The sequence below is a fragment of the Halorubrum sp. Atlit-8R genome (genome assembly GCF_003666025.1).
GTDB classification, from domain to species: domain Archaea; phylum Halobacteriota; class Halobacteria; order Halobacteriales; family Haloferacaceae; genus Halorubrum; species Halorubrum salinarum.
Genome location: NZ_QPLV01000007.1, coordinates 34,033 through 59,384 on the forward strand (window position 1 = coordinate 34,033; position 25,352 = coordinate 59,384).

A 25,352-nucleotide genomic window follows, 5' to 3' on the forward strand; every position below is an offset into this window, starting at 1 on the left:
ATAAATAAAACAAAACAGGTCACGGGATCGTTCTGAAATCAAAGGTATCGGTGAGGGCGGTATTCTCTAATCCCCGAATCACTTGACCCCGGTGAGTTCACCCTCTCACGGTGGCAATCAGTTGGAGATGTCCTCATCAGTAGCATCTAATCGCTCACGGCGACGTCTATACTCCTCCTCGTCAATTTCGCCCCTGGCATAGCGGTTCTGGAGCGTTTTTCTGGCTGAGTCGTCGGTAGTCGATTGAGGAGATTTTTGGTTTCCAAGCCAGTAGAGCCCGCCACCGAGAACGCCCAGCATTCCGAGTACGCCACCAACAGCTGGTAGCCCTCCAACTCCACCTCCGTTGCGGCCACTCATCATTCCAGAACCACCTCGTCCCATCATTCCACCACCAGTATTCCCGCTTCCATCGCTGCTTGAGCCGTAGGCGACTGTACCCTGGTCAACAATCGCCTCACTCGATGGGACCTCTCCATCCGGGATTGAATCCTCCTCTGCCGGTCCGCCAGGACTGCCAACTACGATCCGTCCGACCATCCCAATCGACTTGTGCGGGATGCAGTAGTAATCATACGTCCCTGGCGTTTCGAACGTATATTCGAAGCTCCCGTCTGAGATCGTCCCACTATCGAAGGCGGAAGCGCCCTCCGGAATACGATCTGCGTACGCCGTAGCGGAATGTGCCCCCGCTGCGAGTTCAAATTGAACGGTTGTCCCGGGATCAACACGTAGGCCGATTGGGTCGAAGTAATTGTTTCCCATCTCCACGATGGGCGTCTCCTGTGCGTTCGCTGACTGAGCAAAGCCGGTGCTGGCGACTGCGCTGGCACCGACAATGCCTAAGAATTGACGTCGGCTGTGATGTGTCATGTGGTCTGTATCATTCGTCAGGGGGTAGCTACGCGCGATACTGGTGCGAAGACTTCGGACGTGGCTCACTCCGAACTTGTCGTTTGTTCCCATTACTACTCATAACCATATGCTGAATCGAGCACACCATTTCGATGTAACGGAACGATGCTGCCGAACGGTAGGTTTCGATACCCTCGAGTCGATCCGCAGGTGTTCAAACGGGTGAAACGCGGTTTAGGTAGTGGTCACTCTGATTGTTCGAGCTTTTCTCGTCGGGCTTCGAACTCTTCGTCCGTGAGATCGCCACGAGCGTACGCCAGACGTAACTCTTCCATCGCGGGATTATGAGACGTCTGTGTCTCGCTCATCCGCCGGAAGATGAGATATCCACCGCCCAGAAGCGCAAGGAGGAAGATGACCGGGACGAGCATCCCGATGAGGGGCCACCAACCACCTGTGGTACCGTACTGGCCCATCATTCCTCCGTATCCCATCATCCCACCGAACCCCATACCCATTGTGAGCAAGGGAAGGAGGATGAACGCTCCGAGGACGATGAGCAGTATCGTCGTCGTATCCAGTTGATCCGATGATGCCATCAGAGATCAGGCCTCCGATGCGGATCCGAACTCGTCAGTTACGGCTGCCAGTACGCGATCGAATCGTTCGCTGACCTCGGTCGCGACGGAGTCAAGCGCGTCGTTATCAGCGATCCCGACTAACTGTTCCGGGTCGACCGCACTCACCACGATGACGCCGTCATCGTTCTCGTAGACGATGACGTTACAGGGCAAGAGCGCACCGAGTTCAGTTTCTGCACTCAACCCTTCGTATGCCAGCGGAGGATTGCACGCACCGAGGATGCGATACTGGCGGAACTCCTCGCCGAGTTTCTCCTTGAGCGTCGCCTGAATGTCGATGTCACAGAGAACACCGAATCCCTCGTCTTTGAGCGCGGCATCCGTTGCGTCGACGACATCGTCGAACTCTCCATCAATCTTGGTTTGTATTGTGTAAACCATGTAATACTGTATCCTGTAAACGCACTTAAGCGTTCGGTCCCGTCGCCCCAACTGGCAGACGAGAATTTTTTCTCGACGATGCTCCTTCTATTTCGGTCATGGGCACTACTCGAGTTGCTTTCGTCGACGTTCGAACTCTTCATCGGAGAGTTCACCGCGAGCGTAACGCTCACGAAGAACCGAAAGCGGCCGACTATCACTCCTCTCAGAATCTCTGTTGAGGAGTGAGTAGACGAGATAGAGCGGGACGACGATTAGGAGCCCCATCCAAAGGAAGCTCCAGAGGCCCATTCCACCGCTGAAGACCCCCCAACCGCCGCTACCCATCATACCGCCGCCGTAGCCTCCACCACCGTGAGCCGCTGCGGTGCCCGTTGCTACAATCAACAGCGGAACCGCTAGTATTGCGATTCGACGAGTCGTCCGCCCGAGAGTGTTGGTGTAGTGTGTCATTGTGATCGTTGAGTCAGTAAGTCGAATATCTATCGTGTCAGACGAGGATCCGAACAGGGATCGTTAGCAGCCGTACCCCTGTCCGTTCATCCCCGTCGCGGTGTGATTGTCGTCCGCCATATCTTGGGCCATCTCGTCGACGGTCACGCCCATGTGCGCTTCCATCTCGTCAACGGCATTCGGGCCCATGTAGTCGGTCATGTGACCTTCCATCCAGGCCGCCCAGTCTGCTGCACTACCATCGGCTGGCGTCCCTTCAGCTGCCGTCTTGTTCCCCTGGATCGGTTCGTCACCGTGTGCGCTAACTACCGGGGCGGCAAACGCGAGTCCGACAATCGCGAGCGCCACGAGCAACCATCGTCCGAGGTTTCGGTTGGTCATTGTCTTTCGCCTCACGTAGTCATACGGTGGGTTCGGAGTTATCTTCGTGGGAATGAACTCAAACAGGAGAGCGTTCAAGAACGTCTATAACGCCATCTAAACGTTTTCTACTGACAGGATCGTTCATACCTGCCGAATTCGAGAGGATCAGAGGAATGGTGAGAGCAAAGGGGATCCGTCGAGACTGTTCACCTCATTGCGGCGATCCAGACAATAACCACGGTTCAGGCGGCGAGGGAGGCTCAGGTATTGCTAACCACGAACGAGATGGGTCAGTTCCCTCGGAACTGGTGATACTGCCTCGTGAGTGCCTGACGATGGTAGAGGATTCCAATCGTCACGAGAAACAGAATGGTCGCAATCTCGTAGCCATACGCACCAAGCAATAGCATCGTTGAAGAACCACTTAGTCCGCCTGCAAGTAGAACAGCAAACAACGGACTAACGCAGGCAGGACACGCTACAATCCCGACAATTCCTCCGACCGCCGACTGCGAGAAATCAAGCAACGCATCATAGACGAGATACGCCAGCGCGAACAGGCCAACCGCCTGATAAGGAATGAGCGAGACCGTGATCAGGTCACCTGTATAGATGAAGACCGGACTCCACCCCAAAGATCGACCCCACGTTATTCCGAAGCCGTTTGGTCCAGTGAGCTGTCCGAAATGAGAGGTGCTCGGTCCAAGTAATCCTGAAAAATAAAACATCACGATGAGGTATAGAGCAACGACAAGTGCGGCACCAAGACGATACACGCGACGTGTCGTCTCAGGTCGGGTGTGCCAGATCACCCAGAGTGAGGCGGTGAACCAAATGAACGGAAGGACGAAATGGGTCCACCGACTCCCCATATCTCCTGTGAAAAATGCATACACCAGCCCGGCAATCAACTGTGCGGCGAGGAGGAGATTCAGCCACGTGCTTGACTTGAGAAGTCGGCTCACATGATCGCTTTCGAGTGTTGCTTGTGGCATGATGGGGTAGTGTGTGTATGAAGTTCTAGGTTTGTTGGTTCTGTAGATCATCACTCGGATACACGCGATAGGTCCGACCCTGTCGTTCCCGATACAGCAGCCCGCGCTCCTCGAGTGAACTCACAGTCTGGCTCACTTTACTCTTCGAGAACTCAGATCGATCCCGAAGTTCGATCTGCGTGATTCCGGGGGAGTTCAAGACGGGTTCGAGGACGCGTCGTTCATCATCCGGTAAGAGATCGAGAACGCGTGCTTGTGGGTCCGATTCAGGATTGATAGACGTCGCCGGCGAGGCTTCATCGTCCCTCGACGTAGCCGTTGCCGATGTCTGTACGGAATCGACAGGCGTCGTTGTGTCAGCCACTTCTGGATCGGTGAGTTCTCCCCGGACCACGTAATAGACGGTACCGATAACGCCAGCGACTAGCAGGGTTCCAACCACGTACCAGAGGGGGTCTGTGCCGTGCATCGTCCCCATAGATGAACCCATCATCGACCCCATCGATTGCTCGATAGCCCGACGCTGTTGATAGGCTCGCCAACTGAGTACCCCGCCGGCCAGGAGAATGAACCCGACAAGTACACCGACGACAGTATCTGCTCGGCGGCGATTCATATGACGGCCCCGAGTTGCGAGATTTGACTATTCATACCGTTTATTTGGGTACAGTAGTTGTGACAATTGCGGATTGAAACTGTGATGATGAACCCCTTCACAGCGGATGGACCACAGTGCGATCATCAGTGGTCATGGTCGTGATCGTGGCTCGATATCTGCGGGCTTTGATCAGCAAATTCCGTGGGTTCTTCTTCGAACGTACGCTTGCATTTCTTTGAGCAAAAATAGTACGTCGTCCCATCATGGGATGCACTCGGGGCCTCATCGTCGGTTCGCATCCCGCACACTGGATCACGATACTGACCCGGTGCGCCGAGTCCGCGCCGGTAAACGTAGAGAAAGAATCCAGAGAGTGCGAAAGCGATAATATTGAGATAGAACGTGTAGTTGAGCTCGAAGTACGTCTGCTCGGTCGCCGTCTCCCCGCCTGCCAGGTCTGGAACGATACCCAGCGCGTCGAACAGCACCTCCATGAGGAAGCCGGTGAACGCCATCGTCACAAAAAAGACGCCGAGGATGTACAGCATGATCTTCCAGCCGTAGTACTTCCGGTAGACGTTCAGCACGGGAATCGTGATGAGGTCGGCGTAGACGAACGCGATGATCCCGGCGAAGCTGACGCCACCGCCCCACAGCGCGACCGCGAACGGGACGTTGCCCATACTGCCAACGAAACTGAGGACGGCGATGGTGACACCCATGATCGCGTTCTCCGCGGTCACGAGCAGCCCGTCGCCCTGGATGAACAGGGTGTTCCAGACCCACTGGGGGACGAAGACGATGACGAACCCAGAAATAAGGAAGCCAGCGACGATGTCCTTCCAGATCATCGACCACTCCTTGCGGTACTGATTCCCGACTTTGTACCAGCCCCCCCACGACAGCAACTCGTCACGCCACCCACCGCGACTCGACGTCTCCTGGCGATAGGTCTCCATACAGCCCTCCGAGCAGAATTTGAGCGTCTCACCGCCGTCGGTCATGAGCGTGTATTCGTCTTTGCCTTCCATCCCGCAGGTCGGGTCTTCGCTGACACCCGCCTCACGGTCGCGCTCGTTGAGCGTCTCCCGGACCTCTTCGAAGAGATTCTCGGGGAGCGTGAAGTGGACGATGACGGCCATCACAGCGATGAGGATGAGTCCACCGAGTAACTCTGCGACCAGGAACTCCCAACCAAGCAGAATCAGAATCATCAACCCAAGTTCGACGATGAGGTTGGTCGACGCGAACATGAACGCGAGGAAGTTCACCGCGTGCGCCCCCTTCTTGAACAGGCCCTTCCCGATGGCGACGGCGCCGAAACTGCAGCCACTGCTTGCTGCTCCGAACACAGTCGCCTTGGTAAGTCCAGTTAGATCTCCGTCACCCAGCTCCTGTGCCATCCGCTCCTTCGAGACGTAGACCTGGACCAGACTCGTGATCGTGAGGCCCATAATGATCGCCCACGCCGCCGTCCAGAGAAATCCGACACCGATACGGAGGGATTCAAGAACTCCGTCGATTATCGTCGCCTGCATAGTTGTATCATTGTAGGGATCATCTATTGCGGTTTTGATTAGAATATGCTGCCTATGAGGGTATCTGTACTATGGTATCCTAACCGTCGGCCATAGATGATCTATCGTGAAGAGGGAAAACCTTGCAAACCTCCACAAGCCCCGCGGAATCCGACCTCAGATTCAAAAGGAGAATCGGATTAAGTTACGCCGACGTATTAGAAGCTGATGGGGCCAGTAGAGACCGATGAGATCCCAAATGAGGGGGACACCACCTGGAGGACCAGCGTTCGCCGGCCTGCTCGGTTGTCCAGTATGGTAACTGTCACATCCACTTCCTAATTTACGATGGCTGTCGATCTGGCAATCCACGATACACTCGTTCTCACAGCCGACGAGCGGAACCGGCTGTACGAGCGCGGCACAGTATGCATCACCGATGGCTGTATCGAAGAAGTCCGGCCGTCACGTGCAGGAGACGGAGAAATAGAAGCGTCCACCGTTATCGACGGGAACGGGAAACTAGTGATGCCAGGATTGGTTAATGCTCACACGCACCTGGAGATGACGCCGCTCATCGGTGCGTTTAGCGAACTCAACCTGACAGAGATGCTTGGGAGTGGGACGACCTTGTTCAACAGACTAGGGAACGGCGACTTCGAGTATCTCGTCGAAGCGGGCGTCGAGCTCGCAGCGCTCAATTTCCTCCTGGGCGGTGTCACGACCGTGAACTCCATGGACGCACGGCCTGCCGGAGGTGCAGAGACGTTCGGGGAAGCAGGGCTCCGCGGATTTTTCGGCCCGGCGATCTCGGACCTCTTCTGGGACCAACCAGTCGATCAGCAGTTCGCTCGTGCTCGCGAATTCATCGAAACATACCACGACACGTACGAGGGCCGAATCAGGGCGACGATCTGCCCGCACGACGACTGGTCGTGTACCAGGCAGCTGTGGGAACGGACCGCATCCCTCGCCGCAGAGTACCCGGACCTGCTCGTCCACACGCACTTGCTCGAACTCGAGGAAAGTAACACGATGGCACGAGCGAACGGCGGCGAGGACTCGGTGGGGCTACTCGACGATGTTGGACTCCTGGACGATCGACTGGTCGCTGCTCACTTCCGCCTCGCCGACGAAGAGGACATCCAGCGAACCGCCGAGGCGGACGCGGCTGTTGCGCACTGCCCGTCCGTCTTCTGTTACTGGAATCCGGACGGGGAGACGCAGTGGACGCCCGTCCCCGAGCTTCGAGCCGCTGGTGTCGATGTCGGGGTAGGGATTGACGACCACTACTGGCACGACTCGTACAGCATGCTCGGTGAAGCGCGGCAAGCCCGTCTGGCGGCAAATCTCAAGCGTTCAGCCGGGCAGTTCGACTCGATGGAACTGATACGAATGCTCACTATTGAAGGCGCACGCGCGCTGGGGATGGGCGACGAGATCGGCAGTATCGAAGCGGGAAAGCGCGCGGATATTATCCTCCTCGACGCCGACAAACCGAAGTTCACGCCACGGACCAATATTCCTGCACAGGTCGTGAACAACGCGGTGCCGGCCGACGTCGAGACAGTGATCGTCGACGGCGACGTCGTCCTCCGGAATGGTGTGCCCGAGACAATGGACTCGGACGACGTGCGACAGCGAGCAAATCAGGCTGTCGAACGCTTCGAGGACGAGACGGGCTGGGAGTTACACGTCGGTGGTAGCGAACCGCCAACCAACATCGAGACTGTCCGGGACCTCCCAAAGCGTGGCCCTGCGCGACTCCTGACTCGCCTCGCGATTCAATCTGCGCGTGATCGGTTCCCATTCTAAGCGGGTGGCAAAGAACAGTCCACACCACCCTTCAGCGCGATAGACGGAGCAGCCGGTCTTGCAGTACGCTCTTCAAGGATTCGCCGACTATGTACAGCTATGCCCGGTAGACAGAGTGATTCCCCACTCAGTCGGGTGATTGGTCTCGTTGTCGCCGGCCTCGCTGTGGTGTTGCTGGTGTTGGATCAGACCACCGACCTGCCGGTTCCCTACGGATATATGGACGTGGCTTTAGGTTCCTGATCGGGGGTGTAGTGGCACTTCTGGTCGTGATTGTCCTGGGGTGGCAGTATCGTGATATTTTTTTAAGTAATTCGCTCGGGGAGCAACTCGCTTTTGCGCAATCAGTCGCGGGACTCGTACAGCTGTTGTCTCAGTTAGTTCTGAGTCGCTTCGCGATCGTCGCAATCTGATCAAGGAAAAATCCGAGATCGGCGTTCTCTTGGCTGGTGACTATCGGCGTCTCTCGAACGTATAGGTCCTCTTGGACGATTTGAAGCAGAAAATCGGCGACATCAGCCCGTGAAATCGGCCGGGCACTGGCATCAATATCGGCACCGTGGACGTATTCCCCGGTTCGCGGTGCGTCCGTCAACCCTCCGGGCCGTACGATCGTCCAGTCGAGGTCGCTTTGCATGACCAGTTCTTCTTGCCGTGCCTTGTCTGCCATCAGATCGTGGAGAGCGGTTGCGTTTACAATTCGGATATACCACGGAACGGTTTCAGAGCTCGAGCCGAGGCCCATCGACGTTAGCACGAGTAATCGGCTGACTGGCCGGTCATCCATCGCCTCGATAATGTTCCGAGTCCCCCGCGACACGACATCCGGTGGGTTATTCGGCGTTCGCCCAAGGAGACAAACCACGGCGTCTGTATGCTCGACTGTTTCAGAGACTGCCCCTGGCTCCAAGACATTTCCCTCGATAGCTGTGATCTGCTCACCTGGCGGGAGTTTAGCCTGGGTTCGGGTGAGGGCCCGAACGTCATAATCGGCTGCGAGCGCCTGCGTTATCAAACGTCGTCCTGTCCCGCCAGTCGCCCTGAATACAGCGAGTTTCATGAGAGTGAGCTGGTAAAGCGGTTATACAACCCAGCAAACAGGTAGGTGAATACACCAGTAATGACCACGGCTTCAAGGATTCCAGCGATAGTCCCAACGGGTGTCGGCGTGAAGAACAAATGCCACTGCTCCATCATCCCGACCCCACCTTCGTAGACTCCAATCGCCCCGAAGAGGCCGAGTAAAAGCATGATCACAGCTGCGACCGTAGCTGCTGCCACAGCAAATGGAAGTGGATCGAGACCCGGTGATACCCGACTGAATTCCGGGATCTCACGAACGCCGGTTTGCTCGGGTGGAGTGCTCATATGAGATACTACGAGCGGGTAATTCACTGAGTTTGTGGATACGATTCGAAACCGGCTACATCAAACTGCTACCCGCCAAAATATGATGACAAAAAAGCACCACGGCACGGGGTTTGACCCATTACTGAACCCTTCTCTTAGCACGATCCAGCCCGATGAGTCAGCGTGACAGCGCGAAGGCTCCCAGAATGAGATTGGATTCGAACGCAGAACTGTTGCAAAGCTGGGATGTCGAAAGTATTCCCGAGGTAGCCCACAAGAAGGTAAGACACAATCGCATTGAATAGGGAACTCGTATTGAGAACTGGAGACGCATTTCACGGAGGGAAAATATGTCTGACAAAACAGACGATACACGACTCATTACGATTGTTCTCATTATCATCGGTGCGTTCGTCCTCTTCCCGATGTTCTTCATGGGCTTCGGGATGATGGGAGTTGGCCCGATGATGGGTGGCACATGGGCGGCCATATGTGGGGAGACGGGACCATACCAACTTGGATGTTTATCGCCGGTATCATCATGCAGCTCCTTTTTTACCTGCCCTCGTCGGCGGTGCCTACCTCCTCTACCAGGCAATTACGGGAAGTGAGAGCGACTCAGACGACGTCACCGGTAGTAGCCAAATAAACGAACGACGGAACGAGAGTCCGGTACTTATACGCCGAACGTCGCGCGCAGCATGTCCCGCGTGCCCGGGCCGAGCCCGACCGCGAGCACCGTGATCAACAGCAGCAGCGTGTACCGCGGCGACTCCTCGTACATTTCCCCGTTGAACACCCAGACGACGAACGTCGCGGCCGCGAGCTTCACCAACAGAAACGGCCACGCGTCGCCGGTGACGGAGACGATCGACGCCGGCAGCAGCCGCCCGGTCCAGTCGACGATCAGCGCGTTGACGACGTGTTTCGGGACGAGGTTCGCGGTGCCGGTCAGGGCGGGCATCCAGTTGAGCCCGATCACGTTCGCGACGCCGTCGATCGCGTGCCCCCAGATGATCACGATCCCGGCCGCGCCGGTCCCCTGTCGGATCGTCGGAATCTGCCGGGTCGCCAGCGCCCACGTGCCCGCGGTCGCGGCCGTCGCGATGACGAGCGTGGGAACGAGCACCTGCGGATAGAAGGTGACGTAACCGGTCGTGGCCGCGAGATAGGACAGATACCCGACCGCGAGCGCGAGCCCCGCGGCGCCCGACGCGAACAGCGGCCGCGCGTAGTCGTCGACGACGCCACGGCGTTCGAGCCCGAACGCGGCGAGCACGCACGCGAGCGTGAACAGGAACACCGTGAAGTAGATGAACGGGCTGATCAGCACCGCACTCGCCGGGAACGCGATCAGCGGTTCGACGCCGGCCGCGGTCGCGGCGACGCCCGCGTCCTCGACCGTCCGCATCGCCCCGCCGAACAGCATGAACGGGAACAGCGCGTAGAAGAAGCGGAGCTCCGTGGCGATGTCGAGCCGGCGGAGGAGGAAGACGACGCCGATCAGCATCGCCAGCAGGATCACCACGTAGCTCACCGTCGAGAAGGTGGTGTACCCCGGGGCGGCAACGACCTCCCCGGCGCCCCGAGCCGCCTGACACGCCGCGGTGCTGCCAAGCAGCTCCGTCCCGCCGGCGTCGCGGACCGCGCACTGCGCGCCCTCGCCGTCCGCGACCACCGGCCCCCAGAAGTAGCGCCAGAGGAACTGGTCGTAGACGACGCGCGGGAAGACGACCGATCCGACCGCCAACAACGCCGTGACGCCGCCGACGACCGCCGCCCACGCGCGCTCCGGCGACGGGTCGAACCCGTCCGCCACACCTGTGCTCATGGTCACCGTTCGGGGAGGTCCCGAGTTGAGCGTTCCGGTCCCGTAGCGCGGGCGGCGGCGCCACGCGCTCCGCTACAGCGGCGGCCCGGGCTGCTCGTAGTCGGTGCCGAGAATCACCATCGTCTGCGAGCGCGAGAACCCCTCGGTCTCCGCGATCCGCTCGAACATCAGCTCCCGGAGCCGGTCCGTGTCGGCCGCGACGACGCGGAGGATGATGTCCCACTCGCCGGTGGTGAGGTGGATCTCGCGCACGCCGTCGATGCCGCGGAGGCGTTCGAGCGCGTCCTCGAACCGGACGACCCGTTCGTCACCACCTATAGAAATGTAGTGGAAGAGGCGGGACACTCCTGTCCGACTGCCTCGAACGCCTACCGGATCGTCCGGTTCGGGCTCGACGCCCTGTATCCCGACGACTTTCCAGTTCGGAGCGAAACCAAGGTGCAGGCGGCCGGCCCGCAGGACGATGCTGCGTACGGCGTGATGAGCCGCATCATCTCGTACGTGACTGCGCGACCGACGATGATGGATTCAACGGGCTCGCCGGCGGCTACGGCGGCCGCCGCGACCTCCTCGTCTTCGACGCATTCGACCCGGACACGGCGGAGCTGACGTTCCGATTCCGGCGAACCGACACGGACGAGACCGTCGAAGTGGCCTACCACGTCAGCGACGTTCCTGGCGGTGACCCGCGATCGGGAACCTCCAGGGGATTCTCGACGGATCGGCAAGCGACCAGCAACGGGAGGCCTTCGCTGACGCCTGGCACCGCCGCGTGCAAGTCGTTCTCAGCGACGACTCGGTGTTCACCGTCGACGCGGTGTGAACGCGGCGGTGTATCCTTCGTACTCGAAATACGAGTTACCGGGGTATACTGTCGATCTCGTTGAGCGCCTCGGTGGCGACATCCCCCAGTTCGCCGGCCTCGATATGCGAGTACCGCTCACGGACCATTTCCTCCGAATTATCGAGATACCGGGCGGCGACAGTATATCCGAATGCTCGAACGAGCACTTCACCCATCCCACGCCGACCACCGTGCGGAGCAAGATAATCGTGTTTCGGATGGTCGATATCGATCTCTGCGGTCTCCGAGAGCCGCTGAAGAATCGACCGTGCGCCGTCCGTCGTGATCGACGGCGGCCGAATGTCCTCCTCAAGCGCCAGGAGGAGGTCGCGAGCGTACTCCGCACGGCGTTCGGCGATTGCCTCCGGATGTTCCCCTCGTTCGGCTAGCTCTTCCCGGACGAGCCCTGCAAGCGTCCGTTGGTCGAACGTCGGGAACACCGGCCAGCGCTCAGTTGGTGGGTCCATAAGCCGACGATAGCTCCGCAGCGGCGAGATCACCGGATCGGGGAGACTGGCGGCGTCCCACTGTTGTTTCTTCCGGTAGACGTCCATACTCCCCTCGTCAAGCGAGAGGTCCTCCCAGCGGACGCCACGTCGACGCGGATCGTTCGGGTCCCGGAGAAGTTCACCGACCCGAACGGCGGTGTACGCGAGGACGAACACCAGCGCCCGGTCACGAGCCGCCTTCAGCGCCGCGTAGCGCGCTCGCTGCTTGTCGAGGGGGTCAGTATCCTCTAGGAGTGTCGTGTACGCTTCGACGGCGTCGCGAGCCCGTTCGTCGACGTGGCGGGTGAGGGCGTGGCGCTGTTCGGACGTCCAGGCCTGCTGGTCGCCGGGCTTGCGGCCGTCGTCCTCCGGCAGCGGCGCCATCGCACTCGCTCGCTGCGCGTAGTGGGCCTCAAGATATCCCTCGTTGACGCACCAGCCACACCACGCAGAGATATAGCGATAGTAGGTTTGTACCGTGTTCTGTTTGAGTCCTCGATCGCCGGCGAGATGCCGGGCGTACTCCCGGAACACGCGTTCGTCGAGGTCCTCGAAAGTGGGGTCGCGGTCGACGTCGTCGGGGACGATCCCGGTCCAGTCGTCGCCCCCGCGGTCGCCGGCGGCCCACTCGGCGAACCGCTCGAGTTCGCGGGCGGCGTTGCGTCGATAATTCCCGCCGTCGCCTCCACGGCCTTTCCCCTTGTCCTGGAGGTAGCGCTCGAACGACTCGGAGAGTGAGGTCAATGGCGTCCGTTCCGTCGGTGTATTCCGGTCCATAGTGCTCTCCTGAACTGTTGAACGTAGTCAGTCACACAGACAGACGCCGCCTTCCCGAATCTGGCTCACTGCGAACTGATGGACAGCGCCGGCGAGGTCAGTCATTGCTTCCGCCTGCTCTTCGGTTGGACGCCCCCCGCCGTAATAACTCTCTGTCCGGTTCTCGCTGTAGAGGTCCTTCATCGCCTCTGCAGTCTCCCGCTCAAACAGCCCAATTTGGTGGGCACGCTCGTAGCTGAACTGGTGGTCCTGAAAGTCCTGAAGCGTATCGTTCGTCATCGCGAGCGCGTACGCCTCGATCGACCGTTCAATCGCGCCGAAACAGACTTCGATGACGGCCGTGTAATACCCATCCTGTGATTGGAGCGTGTCCACGACCTCGAGGAGGCGGCACGCTTTCGTCAACTGTGTCTTCCAGTCTTCGTCGGCACTAATCCCGTCCTCGAACGCTGTTCGCCCGCGTCCGACCATCTCGAAGGCATCCTGTGCGCGGTCGAGTGCTGTGAGCACAGCGGTCGGGTCCGAGCCGTTACTCATCAGAGGCTCCTTCCTCCAAGAGGAGGTTCTCGACGGTTTCGAAGTCATTCGTCTTGTAGACCGGAATCCCTGAAACGACGATTTCTCGGATGTCTTCGGTGTACGCCGGGATCGCCTGGACGGCCTCGACATCGATATCGTAGGCGTATCGGTCACCATCGAACTCCGTGTCTTCGAGGTCACGGGCAATGGTGTTCGCTTCTCGTTGGCTTTCGGCCCGCCCAGACCGGGTTAGCACCCAGAGATCGATATCGCTCCGTCGGTCAGCCTCGCCTCGAGCCACACTCCCATAGAGGATGATGCCGACGACGTCGTTGATGTTCTCACGAAGCTCCGTAACCGCAGCTTTGACGGGTTGATGATACTCTGGTTGGGGGATCCGGAGGATCGGATCGTCTGGAATCGACAGGCGCTGTCTGTTGATCTGGACGAGTCGCTGGTTGCTTTCGGGCGATTCGACGACCAAGTCGTTCGCGCTGAGAACGTTTACTGCCCGTCGGACAGACTGGTGTGAGTGACCGATCTGTGTCGCGAGTTCTCGCAGTGAGAAGTCACTGAATCGGTGGTTTGTTAAAAAGAGAAGGACGTCGCTCGTCGCCTTGTGTTTGAATAAAGTCGGATCTGAAGGGGGTATTGAAAGAGAAATAGCTGCTCCAGACGAATTCGTACTATCCGTCTCGCGGTTCATGTGCCGTATCACGGACCACTACTATAAAAACATTATATGTGAGTCGGAATCAGCCTAAATATTCATCTGCCAGCAACGGACGTGCGGAGAACGAGGTCCGTCACCTCCGGGTCTCACCGCGTTCGGTCGCTGGGGCTAGAAAGTCCCACTCTCGGATAGCAAAACCCACAATTTCGATTCGCCGTTGGAGCTGTTCCCACTCACGCGCGATCTCTCGGCGACGATCCTCTTCGGTGACGTCGAGTACCTGGTCAGCGATCGTCTCGCGAAGTTGGTTCGGTGACTCGACATCGAACTCGACCTTCCATCCTCGGATCTGAGCGTTCATCTCGGTGAGCCGTTCGGTGAGGTCTTCGACGGTGTAGTCGCTGTCCCGAAGGCGTATGGCCTCCGTGAGCGCTTGACGGCGATAATCGGGGAAGTATGTCGTGTGGCCCCCGGTGTCGTCACGGTGGAGGATGTCGTCGTCGACGAGATGTTCGAGGACGCGTTTGGTCGGCCCGTGTGACCAGTCTGCTTCGGAGGCGATCCAGTTTGCTGTCCGCGGGTCTGAAACCTGTCGGGCGACCATCCGCACCCGGTCTTCACCCGTGGGTTGGCGTTCCATCGGACCCTCGGAAATCGATTCACCTCCAGTCATATAACCCCGTTCGTGCCGTGTCATAAAATAGGTCACAGGCATTTAGTCTATCACGAGGACTGCCCTCGCCATCTCCGCGGACTCGGCTGAAAAGAGTCAGAGAAATCTCGAACCCTGTTCTTGGCGGCTCTACCCTGGGGGAAGCGTCTTTCTGAGCCGATTGCAGCATTCGTGCTTCACCGACGGCGGTGGGGTACTTCAAAGTGGTCGTGATTATTCGTGTAATCAGGACCACCGGTGACAGAAGTCTTATAACCATTTTTCCTATGATAGAAGGGTTCTATCCCCCGAAATTCGGTTTTGGCCAACGTTATAAATCATATACCGCTATATCAAAACCGCGACCGCCGTTCGGACCCGGTTCCGTGAATAATCGCGAGACTGCAAGCAGATGGCTTGCTACACAATCTGCATTATGTACAATGCGCACGAAATCTGAATGATGGGGAAAATCACCCAAATCTAATATTAGTCGTTCGTAGCTTGCTCGCTCAGCATCTCCACAACTTCCTGAACACGTTCCTCATCGGCTTCGATACCACGCTCCCGGAGGATCTGGAGGGCGACCTCATCACCGTGGTCCGCAATTACCCGGAGACACGCATCTTGAAACTCTCTTCCTTCAAATTCGGGAACATCAAACATAGAGCACGCAGCAGTTACCGATGATCGCATCCGGGTGACGCCATTCCACGTGTCCTCCCGGACATAGAAGCCGTGCATATCGGTCTTATCAAAGGAGAAGGCCGGTCCACCGGTGGATTCGTCCACATCCTCCTCATCCTGCTCAGGAATAGACTCAGTCTCCGACTCTGTGTCCTCAGGAATTATCTCTTCATCCGGTTGCGGTTCATCCTGGGTGTCAGTACGTTCGTCGTCATCCGATTCGGCTCCTTCCTCCGTTTGTTTGAGCTGTTCAGCGACGTCCCCGAAACGGTCGTCCTCATTAGGCATGGCTGTGTTCCTCCACGAGGTCCGCTAAGTGGTCGAAATTCGGGATCTGGTCGCAATCTTCGTCGAACTCCGAGACCGGCATTCCTTGCTTGAACGCGCGAGAAATCGCGGTCCGTTCGCGAATCCCTGGCTTTGGAATACTATCGATGGTGCGTCCCGAATCATCGAGGGCATCGAAGACCTCCGGGTCCACACGAGCGTACTCGGGGACGAATGAACCGAACTCCCGGTTGAGATTTTCAACGAGAGTCCGATGCTCGTTGCGTTGTCCCATTGTTTCGCGAATCATATTCGGAGTGACTGCGAGGATATCCAACCCGATATTCTGCCGGATTGGGGAGATCTGGCGTTCAATCATCTTATTGAGGCCGTTGATCGAGCCAGCACGCGGGATTAGCGGGATTATGACGCGCTGGACGGCGATGAGGGCGTTGTCGGAGAGTTTCCCACGGCCGCCTGCGGCATCAATTATCACGTAGTCGTATCCGTTTTGAATGAGTGGATCGACAACGTTCCGTCGAAGCTTCACGTCTGCGAACCGTTCGTCCTTCAGCCTCGTCTCGACGTTCTCGAGCTCGTTACTCGACGGGAGTAAGTGAACGCCGAAGTCCGTCTCGATAAGCAGGTCTTCAGGGTCCTCACCATCGATAAGGGCGTCACCGAGGTTCGCATCTCGGTCGTACGCATCGTCGTATCCCAACTGGGTCGTCATATGCCCGTCCTTATCCAGATCCAATAGTACCGTCTCATGGCCACGAGCAGCGAGTCGATCAGCGATGTTGAGCGCGATCGTGGATTTCCCTACCCCTCCCTTGAGCAACGAGACAGCTGCTCCGGGGAGCCCTTCAAACTCGTCAGCACTCATAGCTCAGCACCCCGTAAGCAGCGGATTTTGTACATTTTGTAGGTAATGTACATTGGGTAGATGTTGAAGGTTGCGCGAGTTTTGTCGATAATGTAAGTTTCGTACTGGTCATACGCGGTCAATGAAGCTCGTCCATCTTAATTCTGTGTCAGACAGATTGCGGACGCCATCCACACAATCTACATTTTGTACATTACGTAGATTGTTGGCACAATCTCAATTGTCAAAGTCACCGTCGACTCTACGCAATCTACATAATTTAGATTATCAGCATTTCATACGTATTCATCGCAATCTTTGCCACCCACACGAACCAATTGAAGAAGCCCAATTTGCATTATCTACATTATCCACATTATGCAGATTGGCTATGAGATCTACATTCTTCAGTCATTCAATAGGAGAGTCCTGAGTAATAGAACTCAGACAGAACCGTTCTACCCCGTCCTCTAGTAAGACTTTTAACTGTTACCGGATTATTGGTAACTACCAGATGTACGAGGTTCTCGACGACACCGCGGCGCAGGTCATCCTCGCTATCGAGAGTGGTGACTCCATCCGCCGTGTCGCCCAACACCTCCACACACCGTACGAGACGGTGAGACAGGCCGTCAACCGACTCGAAGACGCAGGTTACGTCCGCTATGACGACGGCCTCTCAGTCGTCGACGAGCGCGTGAGGGACGCAGCACGAGAGCTCGTCGCTGCCAGTGCCGGCGTCAGTCCACCATCCATCGAGGAGGCCTACGTCATCCCGCAGTTCGGTGACTGGCCGTTCGCATTCACACGGATCGACGCCGTCTACGTGTGGACCCAGGGCGGCTATCAGGTCGGTCGCGAGCCCAACGACTATCCACTGTTTCTGGCCGTCCGTGAGGAGGACGTCGACGCTTGGGAGGCGTTTTTCGAGTCGTTCGACCTCCCGACCGCATTCGAACGACAGCCCCGTCACGAGCTGGACGGAGCGCTACAGATCGTCATCGAGCCAGGGCCGTCCCTCGACATCGAGCACGTCGAGGGCTACCCGGTGATACCGAGAGCAGAGACAATCGAGTATATGCGTGAGAACTACGCCCAGTTCCAGTCGGCGCTCGCGATGCTCGACCGGATGTACGAGGACCTCGACCTCGGCGTCACGTATCGAGAGACCGAACGGGCACAGCCATGAGCTTCAACAACCGAAGTGACGCGCTCATAGAACTGCTCGAGGAGCTCACCCAAGAGGGCCACGAGTACGTTCTCGTCGGCGGGTACGCTGTCTCAGCGTTCAATGCTCGCTTCTCCACGGATCTCGATATCGTCGTCGCGCCGGACTCCAAAGCTGACTTCGTCGAATTCCTCGAACGTCGGAACTTCGAGGAAACGGACAGCCACGCCAAGGAGTGGTTCTACGATACAGAGGTGATCGAGTACGAAAAGCGGCTCACGCCGCAACAGCCGATCGGCTTCGACCTCTTGGTGAACGGACTCGGGTGTCGTCAGACCGAGGCACAGTGGTCGTTCGACTACCTGTACGACCACAGCCACCAACAGGAGGTGAGCGGGGGCACAGTGACGACGACGGCTAGAGTCATCGATGGGGCAGTCCTCGTGGCTGCAAAGCTCCACAGCGGCCGAGAAACGGACCTTCGGGACGTCTTGGCAGTGGCTGAAGAGATCGACCTCGACGCTGTCACACCCCACCTGCGGCGAGGAGGCGACGATGGGCTCCGGGAGCAACTTGAGCGTGGTCTGGAGATCTTGGAGAGTGACGAACTCAAACACGGATTTCGGAGTGACTTCGGGGCCTCAGCTGTCTCAGAAGAAACGGTCACCGCTCTCCAAGAGTATCTGTCTGCACAGATTGACTACCTGAGCTGAAGCGGTCGGGGCCCCCTTGATCGGAAGTGAAGATAGGGCCTTCAGCGGTGCTTACACTCAGCCAAAAAATTGGAGGGGCGGTATCAGTCGACCGTCGCTAACACACGGACATCCGTAGCTGAGTGTCGTTCCCGTTCAGTACGAGCACCATGCTCGCGGAGGAACTCCTCAATACGGTCGGCAAGGGATTCCGCATCTTCCCTATCGACGTGGACGATCAGCGTCGGACGCTCCTCGTCGCTGTTCTCGATCACGAGCGAGACATCCTTGAACTCGTCCGGCTGTCTATACGCCTCGAACTCATCGGCGACCTGGTTGGCCAGGTCGTCGAGTACCTCAATCGGTTCCTTTGTCATAGATTGAATATCGGCCTTGGAAGGTTGTGCCATCGCGAACGCGTGAAGAAAACGTGACGTGACTTTCAGAACCACCTCCATCAGACAAACGCGAACGGAGCCTTCTCACACCGATGGTTTACCGAGAAGAAGACCGATTCACAGAAGGGGCAATGGGTTAGAGTGCTCGCGGATCGCTATCGGCGATGCTCGCAAACGCGACGTTCTCCTGAACTTGTTCGATTTCGACTGTTGGCTCGTCGCCGGGTTGAGCGCCGGGAACGATCACGACGTACCCCCGTTCGACTTTCGCAATACCGTCTCCTTGATCACCGACGGTTTCGATTGTCACGTCGCGCACTTCTCCCTCATCAACAGGAGGACCAGATGAATCGTGGCTCGTGCTCCCCTGAGTAGCGGGATGCCGTGGGCCCTGTGGAGATGTTGATTCAGCTTTGGAGGAGGAATCAAGGAGAGCGATGCGGTACGTTTCATCACCGGTCAGCGCCCCGTGCTTGATCTCACTCGGAGGAATCTCGATGACGAAAGTGCCATCCTCCTCCTTAATTTTCGCAGTGAAAAGCGAACACAGGGAGTCTGAGATTTCTACCATAACTGGGTTTGATACTGGATACAATTAATCGGTCTCTTTGAGAAGGAGCGAACTGGATCAGCTGTCCTCAGCTGGTTCTTCCCAAGGAATGTCTCGCTTATGGACTACAGCGAGCTTCGAGTCGTCATCATCTTCTATTGCACTGAGACCACGCTGGACGAGAGTGTGAACCTGTCCAGCAGACTCCGGGAACGAAAATTGGTCATCCTCCGCGTCAGCACGGAGTTCCAGATAATGGACGTACAGCCTGAACGTCGTATCTGCCCCGATAGGCCACCAAATCGTCCCTATCTGCTCATCTACCTGATTGTCCCAATGCTCTATGAGTTCACGGATATCGTCGACGAGCTCCTCCCCAGAGGTGCGAAGGCGGAGGGAGTATTCCCGATCCCGCTCCATCTCTTCGATTATATCCTGAAGGAAAGGCTCAGCCTCCAAGGCGGTAGGTGAGGTCTGATCCGCTTCTAGCAGGCGTTCTAACGCCCGAATTTCTTCACGCCGAGCGGCTACAGCGTATGCGACATTGTGCTTGTCCTCGGGGAAGATTTCGTGCTGACTCGGTTGCTGTGCCTGAGGGACAGTATCCCCAGTGGATGAGCTAAATAAGGTCTCAAAGAGTCCCATACGCTTCGTCCGGAGGGCACCCATAAGTATTTCCTGTCAGAGTGGACCTCAGCTCCGCGACAGTGTACCTTCTTACCAGTCGTTGCGTAATCAGAGGATCTCGTGTGAATCCTGACCGACTTGGGAACGCGTATGAAACTCATCCAAAATATAGAGGATTGAAACATCAAATAATGACGTCAGCTGTTGCTGATATCGGACAATGTCTTTCTTATCTCCGGTCACAATACGCTGAAGCACATCGCGTTCTGCAAGCCCTATTGCGTCAAGAAGCCACTGAGAGTCTACTGGAGGAATCCGGGACTCCCGAATTCCGATGTGCTCCTTGACTAGACCGCGAGCGCGCTCCTGATCGTCATAAGTTGACGACATGACGTGGACAGCATCCATTAGTGCGTCTTTCCGCTCCTTTGCGTCGTGGAGAACACGATCTCGAAGATCTTCGACACACCGTTTCGCATTCCGTGGGGTGATTTCACGCGAGGAGAAGTAGTCCTGGAAGTGTCGAACAAAGTGTGGCTTGGCCTGACTTCGAACCTCAATATTATCGAAGAAAATCTCTAAGATCCTCTCAAAGGAAAGCCCATCGTAGCGCTGTAAATCGATTTCTCGGTTGTACATTGGGATATTATCCTCGACGTTCTCTTGAAAGTCTTCAAGAACGGTCCCGAACACGCCATCGGTATCGTCAGGGTCAACCTGTAGCTGATCGGGGTCAGACACAACTCGAGGCGCTCCTTGTGGACGGCTGCAATACTCGTAGATCACAAACTCACTCGTGAAGAGCGTGTTATGACCGTCTAGGATACGCTCTGCTTCTACGGCCCACCGATCGTGAGAAAACGTGAGTCCAATGAGGACGTTAGTGTCTACGAAGTATCGAGTCATTGGCCCGGATGGAGATCTTCGTGCGCAATTCCCCGGCGTTCAAGAATCGGAGCAACAAGTTCGTCAGCTGCACTCCGTTCAGATTCGAGTTCAGTCGGTAATCCAGAAAATTTCGCATCAAGGTCTTCCTCTTCGAATTCGTCAAGTTTCTGAATCGCAGAACTCCGAGCCTCCTCAAACGAGGTTATACCGAGGTTCCCACGAACCTCTTCCGGAGACATTCCCTGGGCATGCCGTTGAGCAAGCTCGAGTGCAAAGATACGCCAGAACGTTACATTCACCGTCATCAATCTGGAGGGATCAGGAGAATGCGAATGGAGTTCTCGAGTGACCGCGTTATACCACTTGATTAGTGGTCGATCGTACTCCGGAAATCGGTCGTTTGGAAATGATTCAAAAGTGTCGTGGACGGAGCTGAGTACCGATTCTCTGCTTGGGTCAACCTCAAAGAAATCGTGATACTCCGTATGTAACGTTCGTATTTTCTTATCTAACTCCCGAAAATCCCGCTGAACCTGATACGGCGCATCATCATACATTCTGTCAGTGAGCCATTCTAATCCATGTTCGTAATATTCAGAGAGCGCCTCTGAGACAACAGAACGTAGGCGATCTTCAAGTCCGGGCTCGTTAATACTGGCTGAGGGGACAGTCGAGGGCGTGGCTGGAGAGACGGTACCAAAGAGATACCAATAATACGGAATCTCGATGTCCAAATTTTGCTCGGCAGATTTGACGTCAACACGATAGAGGAGCTTGTGAAGCGACTTTTTCGGCAGCGCATCCGCAGCCCCACGTTCGCGATTGAGGAGGCGCAGAGTCGTTCCCAAGTCCTCGCGGTTCATTATATCCAATATCTACCGCTCGTTTTATAGAAGTACCGTCGGGTCCCAGTAGACTATCCAACGACTGAGGGAAAAGTAATTCACACGAGACTTCCTTGTAACGAGATACATCGTGCCCATCTACAATCTATATAAAGAGCGGGAAGGGACAGCGCGACGCGGGGAGGACTATAAGGAAGTCGTCATTGAGTACATGGAAGGGCTGAATTACATGGTTGAGCGGGATTCAGCTTTCCACTCCACGCTTGACGATATTCAGTTTGTGAACAAAGCTACGGGCGATAAAGTGGTAGCCGAGGCGAAAGCGTATTCCACAGGTCTCAGCCCGAACGATTTTAGAGACGAACTCGCCCGGTATTTCCTCGAATACATCAAACAGCCCCAACCCCACCGATTTGATTTCTATATTTTTGCGGAGACTCTCTCTAATGACCAGCTCTGGAAAGCCCTGTTCGATCGTGATGTCACCGATAATCAGAAACTGGTCGACTTCTACGAAAAACTCAAAGACAGCGTTAACGATGAGGTCGTAGATCGGCTAGATGATACTGATGTAGATGAGTTCCGAGATTTTGCTATTGATACCCATGTTTTCGTAGGTACATACGATGACCTCCGTCAACAAGCTCATCAACTCGAGAAAACAGAACGGTTCCAGTACGAACCATATCTTCATTCGTATGAACCGGTTTCTGAGGAAACAGAATATGCGACGAATCTGTTTCAGGTAACCCGCTACCCTGAGACACTGTACATCATAGAGACGACAGAGGAAGCCGAATCTGCTCGCGTCTATAATTACAACAACGAAGCGTTCCCCATCAAGCTTCACGAGCGGAAATTGTATTCGCTCGTTCATCCGGATCATCTTCCGGGGTCTACTCGTCATTACCTCCACGAGGACCGTTTCGAAACACAGGATTTCGAGGAGTTCCTTCGATCAGGTTCTCAAGAGGAAGAACGCGAAAACATCGTAAGGTCGCTTCTCAGAGGGATATTCACTCTCGTTGCAAGAGACAACGATTGTCTCATCGACCGTGAGAAAGGAACAACCGTATACCCGGAACTGGATCGCAGACAGCACGGTACCGAACGAAAACTAGGTCGATCATGGGTCGCAAAGGAGTTAGACTCCTACCCCGATGTCATCCATCGCGGTGTCAAAGTACGAGTACGGCGCTATGCGAGAGAATACTACTACGTTCTGCTACCCACACAGGTTTTCACTTCAGATGGTCGTCGACCTGTAACAGGCGAGCGTAAATCACGGCTCCAAAACGACTTCTCGCCAAATCGTTTCCACGCCCAGAATAGTAAGTACGACCGCCAACTGCGTGTCTGGGAAGAGTTGCTGATGTCGGATCAGACCCAGCTTGACCGGTTTATGGGTGAAAAGATACCCGTCGTAAAGGAACTCGAAGTAACCAGAGTTGACTCGCTGTCCCTCAATGTCCGCCCGCCCAAAGACGGAGACGAACGTGATGAGATCATCGAGTCAGCTTCTGATCTCGAAAACACAGGTGGAATTGAACAATGACGCCTGAAGATACCCCGTTCACGCTTCGTCACCTCGAGGAGCCAGAGATTCAGTTTGAAGGGGGTACTGAAACCTCTCCCAAACGAGGCCTCATCAGATATGGTCCACGGCTCTATGAGGAAGGACACCACACAATCAAACTCGGGATTATCGGCGATCGAGATTCGATCCGCCGGTTGACCGAACTACTTCATGATATGGAGGTCGGGATCCATCCAGGAACAAGTGATAATCCGTGGCAGGTTCCGTATCCCGGGCTAGGTAAGAGTTCCCCGCTCAATCTCTCTATTAATGCAAAAAAGGGCTGGAGACGCCAAATCCGTCGACGAGACATCCAATCTGTTACGAGTAAATCGACCCCCAGAGATCGGATGGAGCGATTCCTGAAGCTAGTGCGGAAAGACATAGAGATAATCGAACGGGATTCGGTTCAGCCGAACGCAATCATCGTCTGTATTCCGCAAGAAGTGATGGACGCGTGTACTCCTGAGAACCAAGACCATGCGCGAATCCAGTCGGAAGGTTCTGATCTGCGAAATCGAATCAAGCTGATCGGGATGGAGGCTCGAATCCCCACACAGCTGATTAAGCCATCCACACTTGCAATCCGTACTGACCGACAGCGAGCATCTCGGGCCTGGAATCTCACAGTTGGACTTCTATACAAGTCTCAACGAGGGCATCCCTGGAAAACTCGGCAGATCGAAGATGGGCACTGCTACGCAGGACTCTCGTTCTACAGAGAGCGAGACGAAGGAGATGATGTAATTCGAGCTGCTCTTGCTCACGTCTTTCACGGACGGGACCATATTATCCTCCAGAGCGATCCACTCCCGGATATCACCGAGGACGAGAATGGATCTCCCCACCTCTCATATGAGGCGGCTAGGCAGGTAGGTGAGCAGATTTTGGAATATTACGAAGCTCAGAAAGGGACACGTCCCAGCCGGTTCGTCCTACATAAGCCATCTGTCTTCTGGGAAGAAGAACGTGAAGGGTTGCTTGATGCCACAGACGGTGTTCGCGATTTAGATCTAGTCTGGGTTCGTAGGCGGCCAAAGGTCAGGTTGTTCCCGCCTACGGATTATCCCGCCATGCGGGGAACCCTCCTGAGCGTCCCTGATGACGACGTCCACTATCTCTACACATCCGGATATGTCCCGGAAGAGACGACCTATCAGGGGAGTGGAGTACCATCACCGATTGAGATCCGACCTGACGAGATTTGTGAGACACCCTCGTTAGAGATCTGTAAGGAGATTCTCTTTTTCACAAAACTCGACTGGAATACATCGGACTACGCAATTCGGATGCCCGCAACCGTGAGTGTTGCAAAGCGTGTCGGTACAATCCTCTCCGAGGTAGATACGGAGTCCATTTCAGAGGTTCGGCCACAGTATTTCTACTATATGTGAATCGGTGAGTGAGAGGCTTATTCGTCTGAATCAGAGATTGGATCTAGCTGATAACCAGCAGACCGCAGAAATTCGCAGATATGCTCAACCTCCTGCTTCTCCTCAGGGGAACTCGTCCCGAGTAGTTCTTCAATTACCTGCTCTCCATCTTCACAGAGAGTAATTGATTCATTGAAGGGGGTGTTCTCCAGTGGATCTCGTCGCTCATCAATCACGATCGGCTGCCACCCGCCCTGGTACTGGTATCGGTAGAGGGTGATCGTGCGGACGGTGTCTTCGTCGACGAAGAAGCTCGTTTGCTCGCGTTTGCTGCCGACCGCGATCTTCCCGCTGTCGAGATCCGCAGCAAAGTCCTCGAAATTGTGAAACTCAGCAGGAATCGGCCCATCGACGACGTGAGTGATGATTCCCGGCCAAGTGAACCCATAGACACGCTCGAAGAAGCTGACACTATTGTCATCGGGAGAATCAAACACGAGAAGAAGATCGCCCAGCTGGAGTTCTGTACCGTCTACGCTGATATGCGACGAATATGGATAGGCGTCGCCGTCGTCGAGGACTTCAATATCCGGCTTCGGCATATTGTCCGAGTCTAATCGGAGCCACAAAGAGATAGCTAATGGAGCACGCCAGATTTTCCCGA

The 25,352-nt window shown here is 56.1% G+C and carries 28 protein-coding genes and 2 pseudogenes; 6 read left to right on the forward strand and 24 right to left on the reverse strand.

All coding sequences use genetic code 11. The features are described from left to right. Positions 1-117: 117 nt before the first annotated feature. From DVK05_RS15395 to DVK05_RS15425, 8 genes are all read right to left on the reverse strand, one after another. Positions 118-966, reverse strand: coding sequence for a plastocyanin/azurin family copper-binding protein (locus DVK05_RS15395; RefSeq protein WP_230455295.1), 849 nt, complete (start codon positions 964-966; stop codon positions 118-120). A 134-nt stretch (positions 967-1,100) separates the two neighbouring features. After that, positions 1,101-1,454, reverse strand: a complete 354-nt coding sequence (locus DVK05_RS15400) for an SHOCT domain-containing protein (RefSeq protein ID WP_049983674.1) — start codon at positions 1,452-1,454, stop codon at positions 1,101-1,103. A 6-nt stretch (positions 1,455-1,460) separates the two neighbouring features. Beyond that, complete coding sequence (locus DVK05_RS15405; protein WP_049983673.1) at positions 1,461-1,877, reverse strand: DUF302 domain-containing protein; 417 nt, start codon at positions 1,875-1,877, stop codon at positions 1,461-1,463. A gap of 105 nt (positions 1,878-1,982) precedes the next feature. After that, positions 1,983-2,330 (reverse strand): SHOCT domain-containing protein, encoded by a 348-nt coding sequence (locus tag DVK05_RS15410; RefSeq protein ID WP_049986201.1) that lies wholly within the window; start codon positions 2,328-2,330, stop codon positions 1,983-1,985. Positions 2,331-2,393: 63 nt separating this feature from the next. Then, positions 2,394-2,711 (reverse strand): hypothetical protein, encoded by a 318-nt coding sequence (locus tag DVK05_RS15415; RefSeq protein WP_049983672.1) that lies wholly within the window; start codon positions 2,709-2,711, stop codon positions 2,394-2,396. A gap of 272 nt (positions 2,712-2,983) precedes the next feature. Next, complete coding sequence (locus DVK05_RS16995; protein ID WP_147437804.1) at positions 2,984-3,688, reverse strand: hypothetical protein; 705 nt, start codon at positions 3,686-3,688, stop codon at positions 2,984-2,986. Positions 3,689-3,713: 25 nt separating this feature from the next. Further along, positions 3,714-4,304 (reverse strand): MarR family transcriptional regulator, encoded by a 591-nt coding sequence (locus DVK05_RS15420; protein ID WP_080506109.1) that lies wholly within the window; start codon positions 4,302-4,304, stop codon positions 3,714-3,716. Between the two features lie 125 nt (positions 4,305-4,429). Then, a complete protein-coding gene (locus DVK05_RS15425) occupies positions 4,430-5,824 on the reverse strand; it encodes a permease (RefSeq protein ID WP_049983671.1) in 1,395 nt (464 codons plus the stop codon). A 327-nt stretch (positions 5,825-6,151) separates the two neighbouring features. Between DVK05_RS15425 and DVK05_RS15430 the strand changes: the two genes are divergently transcribed. Continuing rightward, positions 6,152-7,618 (forward strand): amidohydrolase family protein, encoded by a 1,467-nt coding sequence (locus DVK05_RS15430; protein WP_049983670.1) that lies wholly within the window; start codon positions 6,152-6,154, stop codon positions 7,616-7,618. Between the two features lie 373 nt (positions 7,619-7,991). On the opposite strand, the gene DVK05_RS15440 is transcribed toward DVK05_RS15430, so the two are convergent. The 4 genes and pseudogenes from DVK05_RS15440 to DVK05_RS15460 all read right to left on the reverse strand — a co-directional run. Then, positions 7,992-8,678 (reverse strand): NAD(P)-dependent oxidoreductase, encoded by a 687-nt coding sequence (locus DVK05_RS15440; RefSeq protein ID WP_080506108.1) that lies wholly within the window; start codon positions 8,676-8,678, stop codon positions 7,992-7,994. Then, on the reverse strand, positions 8,675-8,986 hold the full coding sequence (locus DVK05_RS17585; RefSeq protein ID WP_230455292.1) for a hypothetical protein: 312 nt from the start codon (positions 8,984-8,986) through the stop codon (positions 8,675-8,677). The genes DVK05_RS15440 and DVK05_RS17585 overlap by 4 nt, the downstream gene beginning before the upstream one ends. 658 nt (positions 8,987-9,644) lie before the next feature. Beyond that, positions 9,645-10,799: a DUF63 family protein gene (locus DVK05_RS15455; protein ID WP_049983668.1), complete on the reverse strand. Its 1,155-nt coding sequence runs from the start codon at positions 10,797-10,799 to the stop codon at positions 9,645-9,647. Between the two features lie 72 nt (positions 10,800-10,871). Continuing rightward, a pseudogene (locus DVK05_RS15460) lies at positions 10,872-11,093 on the reverse strand (Lrp/AsnC ligand binding domain-containing protein); the annotation flags it as partial. Between DVK05_RS15460 and DVK05_RS17800 the strand changes: the two are divergent. Continuing rightward, positions 11,082-11,622: pseudogene (locus DVK05_RS17800) on the forward strand (hypothetical protein); the annotation flags it as partial. The pseudogenes DVK05_RS15460 and DVK05_RS17800 sit on opposite strands and share 12 nt — an antisense overlap. 35 nt (positions 11,623-11,657) lie before the next feature. On the opposite strand, the gene DVK05_RS15470 reads toward DVK05_RS17800, so the two are convergent. The 6 genes from DVK05_RS15470 to DVK05_RS15500 form a co-directional block, all read right to left on the reverse strand. Then, the gene (locus tag DVK05_RS15470; RefSeq protein ID WP_049983667.1) at positions 11,658-12,908 is read right to left on the reverse strand and encodes a phage integrase SAM-like domain-containing protein; all 1,251 of its coding nucleotides are present in this window, start codon (positions 12,906-12,908) and stop codon (positions 11,658-11,660) included. 27 nt (positions 12,909-12,935) lie between these two features. After that, positions 12,936-13,445 (reverse strand): DNA-binding protein, encoded by a 510-nt coding sequence (locus DVK05_RS15475; protein ID WP_174955904.1) that lies wholly within the window; start codon positions 13,443-13,445, stop codon positions 12,936-12,938. Further along, the gene (locus tag DVK05_RS15480; protein ID WP_196219627.1) at positions 13,438-14,133 is read right to left on the reverse strand and encodes a nucleotidyltransferase domain-containing protein; all 696 of its coding nucleotides are present in this window, start codon (positions 14,131-14,133) and stop codon (positions 13,438-13,440) included. Before DVK05_RS15480 ends, DVK05_RS15475 begins: the two co-directional genes overlap by 8 nt. Before the next feature lie 100 nt (positions 14,134-14,233). Continuing rightward, a complete protein-coding gene (locus DVK05_RS15485) occupies positions 14,234-14,773 on the reverse strand; it encodes a hypothetical protein (protein WP_049983666.1) in 540 nt (179 codons plus the stop codon). Positions 14,774-15,241: 468 nt separating this feature from the next. Further along, positions 15,242-15,727 (reverse strand): hypothetical protein, encoded by a 486-nt coding sequence (locus DVK05_RS15495; RefSeq protein ID WP_121564742.1) that lies wholly within the window; start codon positions 15,725-15,727, stop codon positions 15,242-15,244. Then, a complete protein-coding gene (locus DVK05_RS15500) occupies positions 15,720-16,592 on the reverse strand; it encodes a ParA family protein (protein WP_119712862.1) in 873 nt (290 codons plus the stop codon). Before DVK05_RS15500 ends, DVK05_RS15495 begins: the two co-directional genes overlap by 8 nt. Before the next feature lie 493 nt (positions 16,593-17,085). On the opposite strand from DVK05_RS15500, the gene DVK05_RS15505 reads away from it, so the two are divergent. After that, on the forward strand, positions 17,086-17,760 hold the full coding sequence (locus tag DVK05_RS15505; RefSeq protein WP_121564744.1) for a helix-turn-helix domain-containing protein: 675 nt from the start codon (positions 17,086-17,088) through the stop codon (positions 17,758-17,760). Next, on the forward strand, positions 17,757-18,452 hold the full coding sequence (locus DVK05_RS15510) for a hypothetical protein (RefSeq protein ID WP_121564746.1): 696 nt from the start codon (positions 17,757-17,759) through the stop codon (positions 18,450-18,452). The genes DVK05_RS15505 and DVK05_RS15510 overlap by 4 nt, the downstream gene beginning before the upstream one ends. A gap of 83 nt (positions 18,453-18,535) precedes the next feature. Here DVK05_RS15510 and DVK05_RS15515 read toward each other — a convergent pair whose 3' ends face one another. From DVK05_RS15515 to DVK05_RS15535, 5 genes are all read right to left on the reverse strand, one after another. Continuing rightward, positions 18,536-18,808 carry a hypothetical protein gene (locus DVK05_RS15515; RefSeq protein ID WP_121564803.1) on the reverse strand — a complete coding sequence of 91 codons (273 nt, stop codon included), beginning with the start codon at positions 18,806-18,808 and terminating at the stop codon, positions 18,536-18,538. A 157-nt stretch (positions 18,809-18,965) separates the two neighbouring features. Next, positions 18,966-19,400, reverse strand: coding sequence for a TRAM domain-containing protein (locus DVK05_RS15520; protein ID WP_121564748.1), 435 nt, complete (start codon positions 19,398-19,400; stop codon positions 18,966-18,968). Between the two features lie 57 nt (positions 19,401-19,457). After that, positions 19,458-20,024 (reverse strand): hypothetical protein, encoded by a 567-nt coding sequence (locus tag DVK05_RS15525; RefSeq protein WP_233562221.1) that lies wholly within the window; start codon positions 20,022-20,024, stop codon positions 19,458-19,460. Positions 20,025-20,114: 90 nt separating this feature from the next. Further along, entirely contained in the window at positions 20,115-20,792 is a 678-nt protein-coding gene (locus DVK05_RS15530) for a hypothetical protein (protein WP_233562223.1), read from the reverse strand. Between the two features lie 116 nt (positions 20,793-20,908). Further along, the gene (locus tag DVK05_RS15535) at positions 20,909-21,757 is read right to left on the reverse strand and encodes a hypothetical protein (protein ID WP_121564752.1); all 849 of its coding nucleotides are present in this window, start codon (positions 21,755-21,757) and stop codon (positions 20,909-20,911) included. Positions 21,758-21,869: 112 nt separating this feature from the next. Here DVK05_RS15535 and DVK05_RS15540 point away from each other — a divergent pair, with 112 nt between their 5' ends. After that, positions 21,870-23,294 carry a hypothetical protein gene (locus DVK05_RS15540; RefSeq protein WP_199712346.1) on the forward strand — a complete coding sequence of 475 codons (1,425 nt, stop codon included), beginning with the start codon at positions 21,870-21,872 and terminating at the stop codon, positions 23,292-23,294. Next, a complete protein-coding gene (locus DVK05_RS15545) occupies positions 23,291-24,709 on the forward strand; it encodes a hypothetical protein (protein WP_233562226.1) in 1,419 nt (472 codons plus the stop codon). Before DVK05_RS15540 ends, DVK05_RS15545 begins: the two co-directional genes overlap by 4 nt. A gap of 17 nt (positions 24,710-24,726) precedes the next feature. Here the strand turns inward: DVK05_RS15545 and DVK05_RS15550 are convergent, their stop codons facing one another. Further along, positions 24,727-25,290 (reverse strand): hypothetical protein, encoded by a 564-nt coding sequence (locus DVK05_RS15550; RefSeq protein WP_121564756.1) that lies wholly within the window; start codon positions 25,288-25,290, stop codon positions 24,727-24,729. Positions 25,291-25,352: the final 62 nt, after the last annotated feature.

Bases quoted from the DNA above. Each gene is read 5' to 3' on its own strand.
- DVK05_RS15430 (WP_049983670.1), top strand. From the start codon at position 6,152: ATGGCTGTCGATCTGGCAATCCACGATACACTCGTTCTCACAGCCGAC.
- DVK05_RS15510 (WP_121564746.1), top strand. From the start codon at position 17,757: ATGAGCTTCAACAACCGAAGTGACGCGCTCATAGAACTGCTCGAGGAG.
- DVK05_RS15505 (WP_121564744.1), top strand. From the start codon at position 17,086: ATGTACGAGGTTCTCGACGACACCGCGGCGCAGGTCATCCTCGCTATC.
- DVK05_RS15520 (WP_121564748.1), bottom strand. From the start codon at position 19,400: ATGGTAGAAATCTCAGACTCCCTGTGTTCGCTTTTCACTGCGAAAATT.
- DVK05_RS15485 (WP_049983666.1), bottom strand. From the start codon at position 14,773: ATGACTGGAGGTGAATCGATTTCCGAGGGTCCGATGGAACGCCAACCC.
- DVK05_RS15545 (WP_233562226.1), top strand. From the start codon at position 23,291: ATGACGCCTGAAGATACCCCGTTCACGCTTCGTCACCTCGAGGAGCCA.
- DVK05_RS15550 (WP_121564756.1), bottom strand. From the start codon at position 25,290: ATGCCGAAGCCGGATATTGAAGTCCTCGACGACGGCGACGCCTATCCA.
- DVK05_RS15495 (WP_121564742.1), bottom strand. From the start codon at position 15,727: ATGCCTAATGAGGACGACCGTTTCGGGGACGTCGCTGAACAGCTCAAA.
- DVK05_RS15525 (WP_233562221.1), bottom strand. From the start codon at position 20,024: ATGGGACTCTTTGAGACCTTATTTAGCTCATCCACTGGGGATACTGTC.
- DVK05_RS17585 (WP_230455292.1), bottom strand. From the start codon at position 8,986: ATGAGCACTCCACCCGAGCAAACCGGCGTTCGTGAGATCCCGGAATTC.
- DVK05_RS15405 (WP_049983673.1), bottom strand. From the start codon at position 1,877: ATGGTTTACACAATACAAACCAAGATTGATGGAGAGTTCGACGATGTC.
- DVK05_RS15470 (WP_049983667.1), bottom strand. From the start codon at position 12,908: ATGGACCGGAATACACCGACGGAACGGACGCCATTGACCTCACTCTCC.
- DVK05_RS15420 (WP_080506109.1), bottom strand. From the start codon at position 4,304: ATGAATCGCCGCCGAGCAGATACTGTCGTCGGTGTACTTGTCGGGTTC.
- DVK05_RS15480 (WP_196219627.1), bottom strand. From the start codon at position 14,133: ATGAACCGCGAGACGGATAGTACGAATTCGTCTGGAGCAGCTATTTCT.
- DVK05_RS16995 (WP_147437804.1), bottom strand. From the start codon at position 3,688: ATGCCACAAGCAACACTCGAAAGCGATCATGTGAGCCGACTTCTCAAG.
- DVK05_RS15440 (WP_080506108.1), bottom strand. From the start codon at position 8,678: ATGAAACTCGCTGTATTCAGGGCGACTGGCGGGACAGGACGACGTTTG.
- DVK05_RS15395 (WP_230455295.1), bottom strand. From the start codon at position 966: ATGGGAACAAACGACAAGTTCGGAGTGAGCCACGTCCGAAGTCTTCGC.
- DVK05_RS15475 (WP_174955904.1), bottom strand. From the start codon at position 13,445: ATGAGTAACGGCTCGGACCCGACCGCTGTGCTCACAGCACTCGACCGC.
- DVK05_RS15425 (WP_049983671.1), bottom strand. From the start codon at position 5,824: ATGCAGGCGACGATAATCGACGGAGTTCTTGAATCCCTCCGTATCGGT.
- DVK05_RS15415 (WP_049983672.1), bottom strand. From the start codon at position 2,711: ATGACCAACCGAAACCTCGGACGATGGTTGCTCGTGGCGCTCGCGATT.
- DVK05_RS15410 (WP_049986201.1), bottom strand. From the start codon at position 2,330: ATGACACACTACACCAACACTCTCGGGCGGACGACTCGTCGAATCGCA.
- DVK05_RS15455 (WP_049983668.1), bottom strand. From the start codon at position 10,799: ATGAGCACAGGTGTGGCGGACGGGTTCGACCCGTCGCCGGAGCGCGCG.
- DVK05_RS15500 (WP_119712862.1), bottom strand. From the start codon at position 16,592: ATGAGTGCTGACGAGTTTGAAGGGCTCCCCGGAGCAGCTGTCTCGTTG.
- DVK05_RS15400 (WP_049983674.1), bottom strand. From the start codon at position 1,454: ATGGCATCATCGGATCAACTGGATACGACGACGATACTGCTCATCGTC.
- DVK05_RS15515 (WP_121564803.1), bottom strand. From the start codon at position 18,808: ATGACAAAGGAACCGATTGAGGTACTCGACGACCTGGCCAACCAGGTC.
- DVK05_RS15535 (WP_121564752.1), bottom strand. From the start codon at position 21,757: ATGAACCGCGAGGACTTGGGAACGACTCTGCGCCTCCTCAATCGCGAA.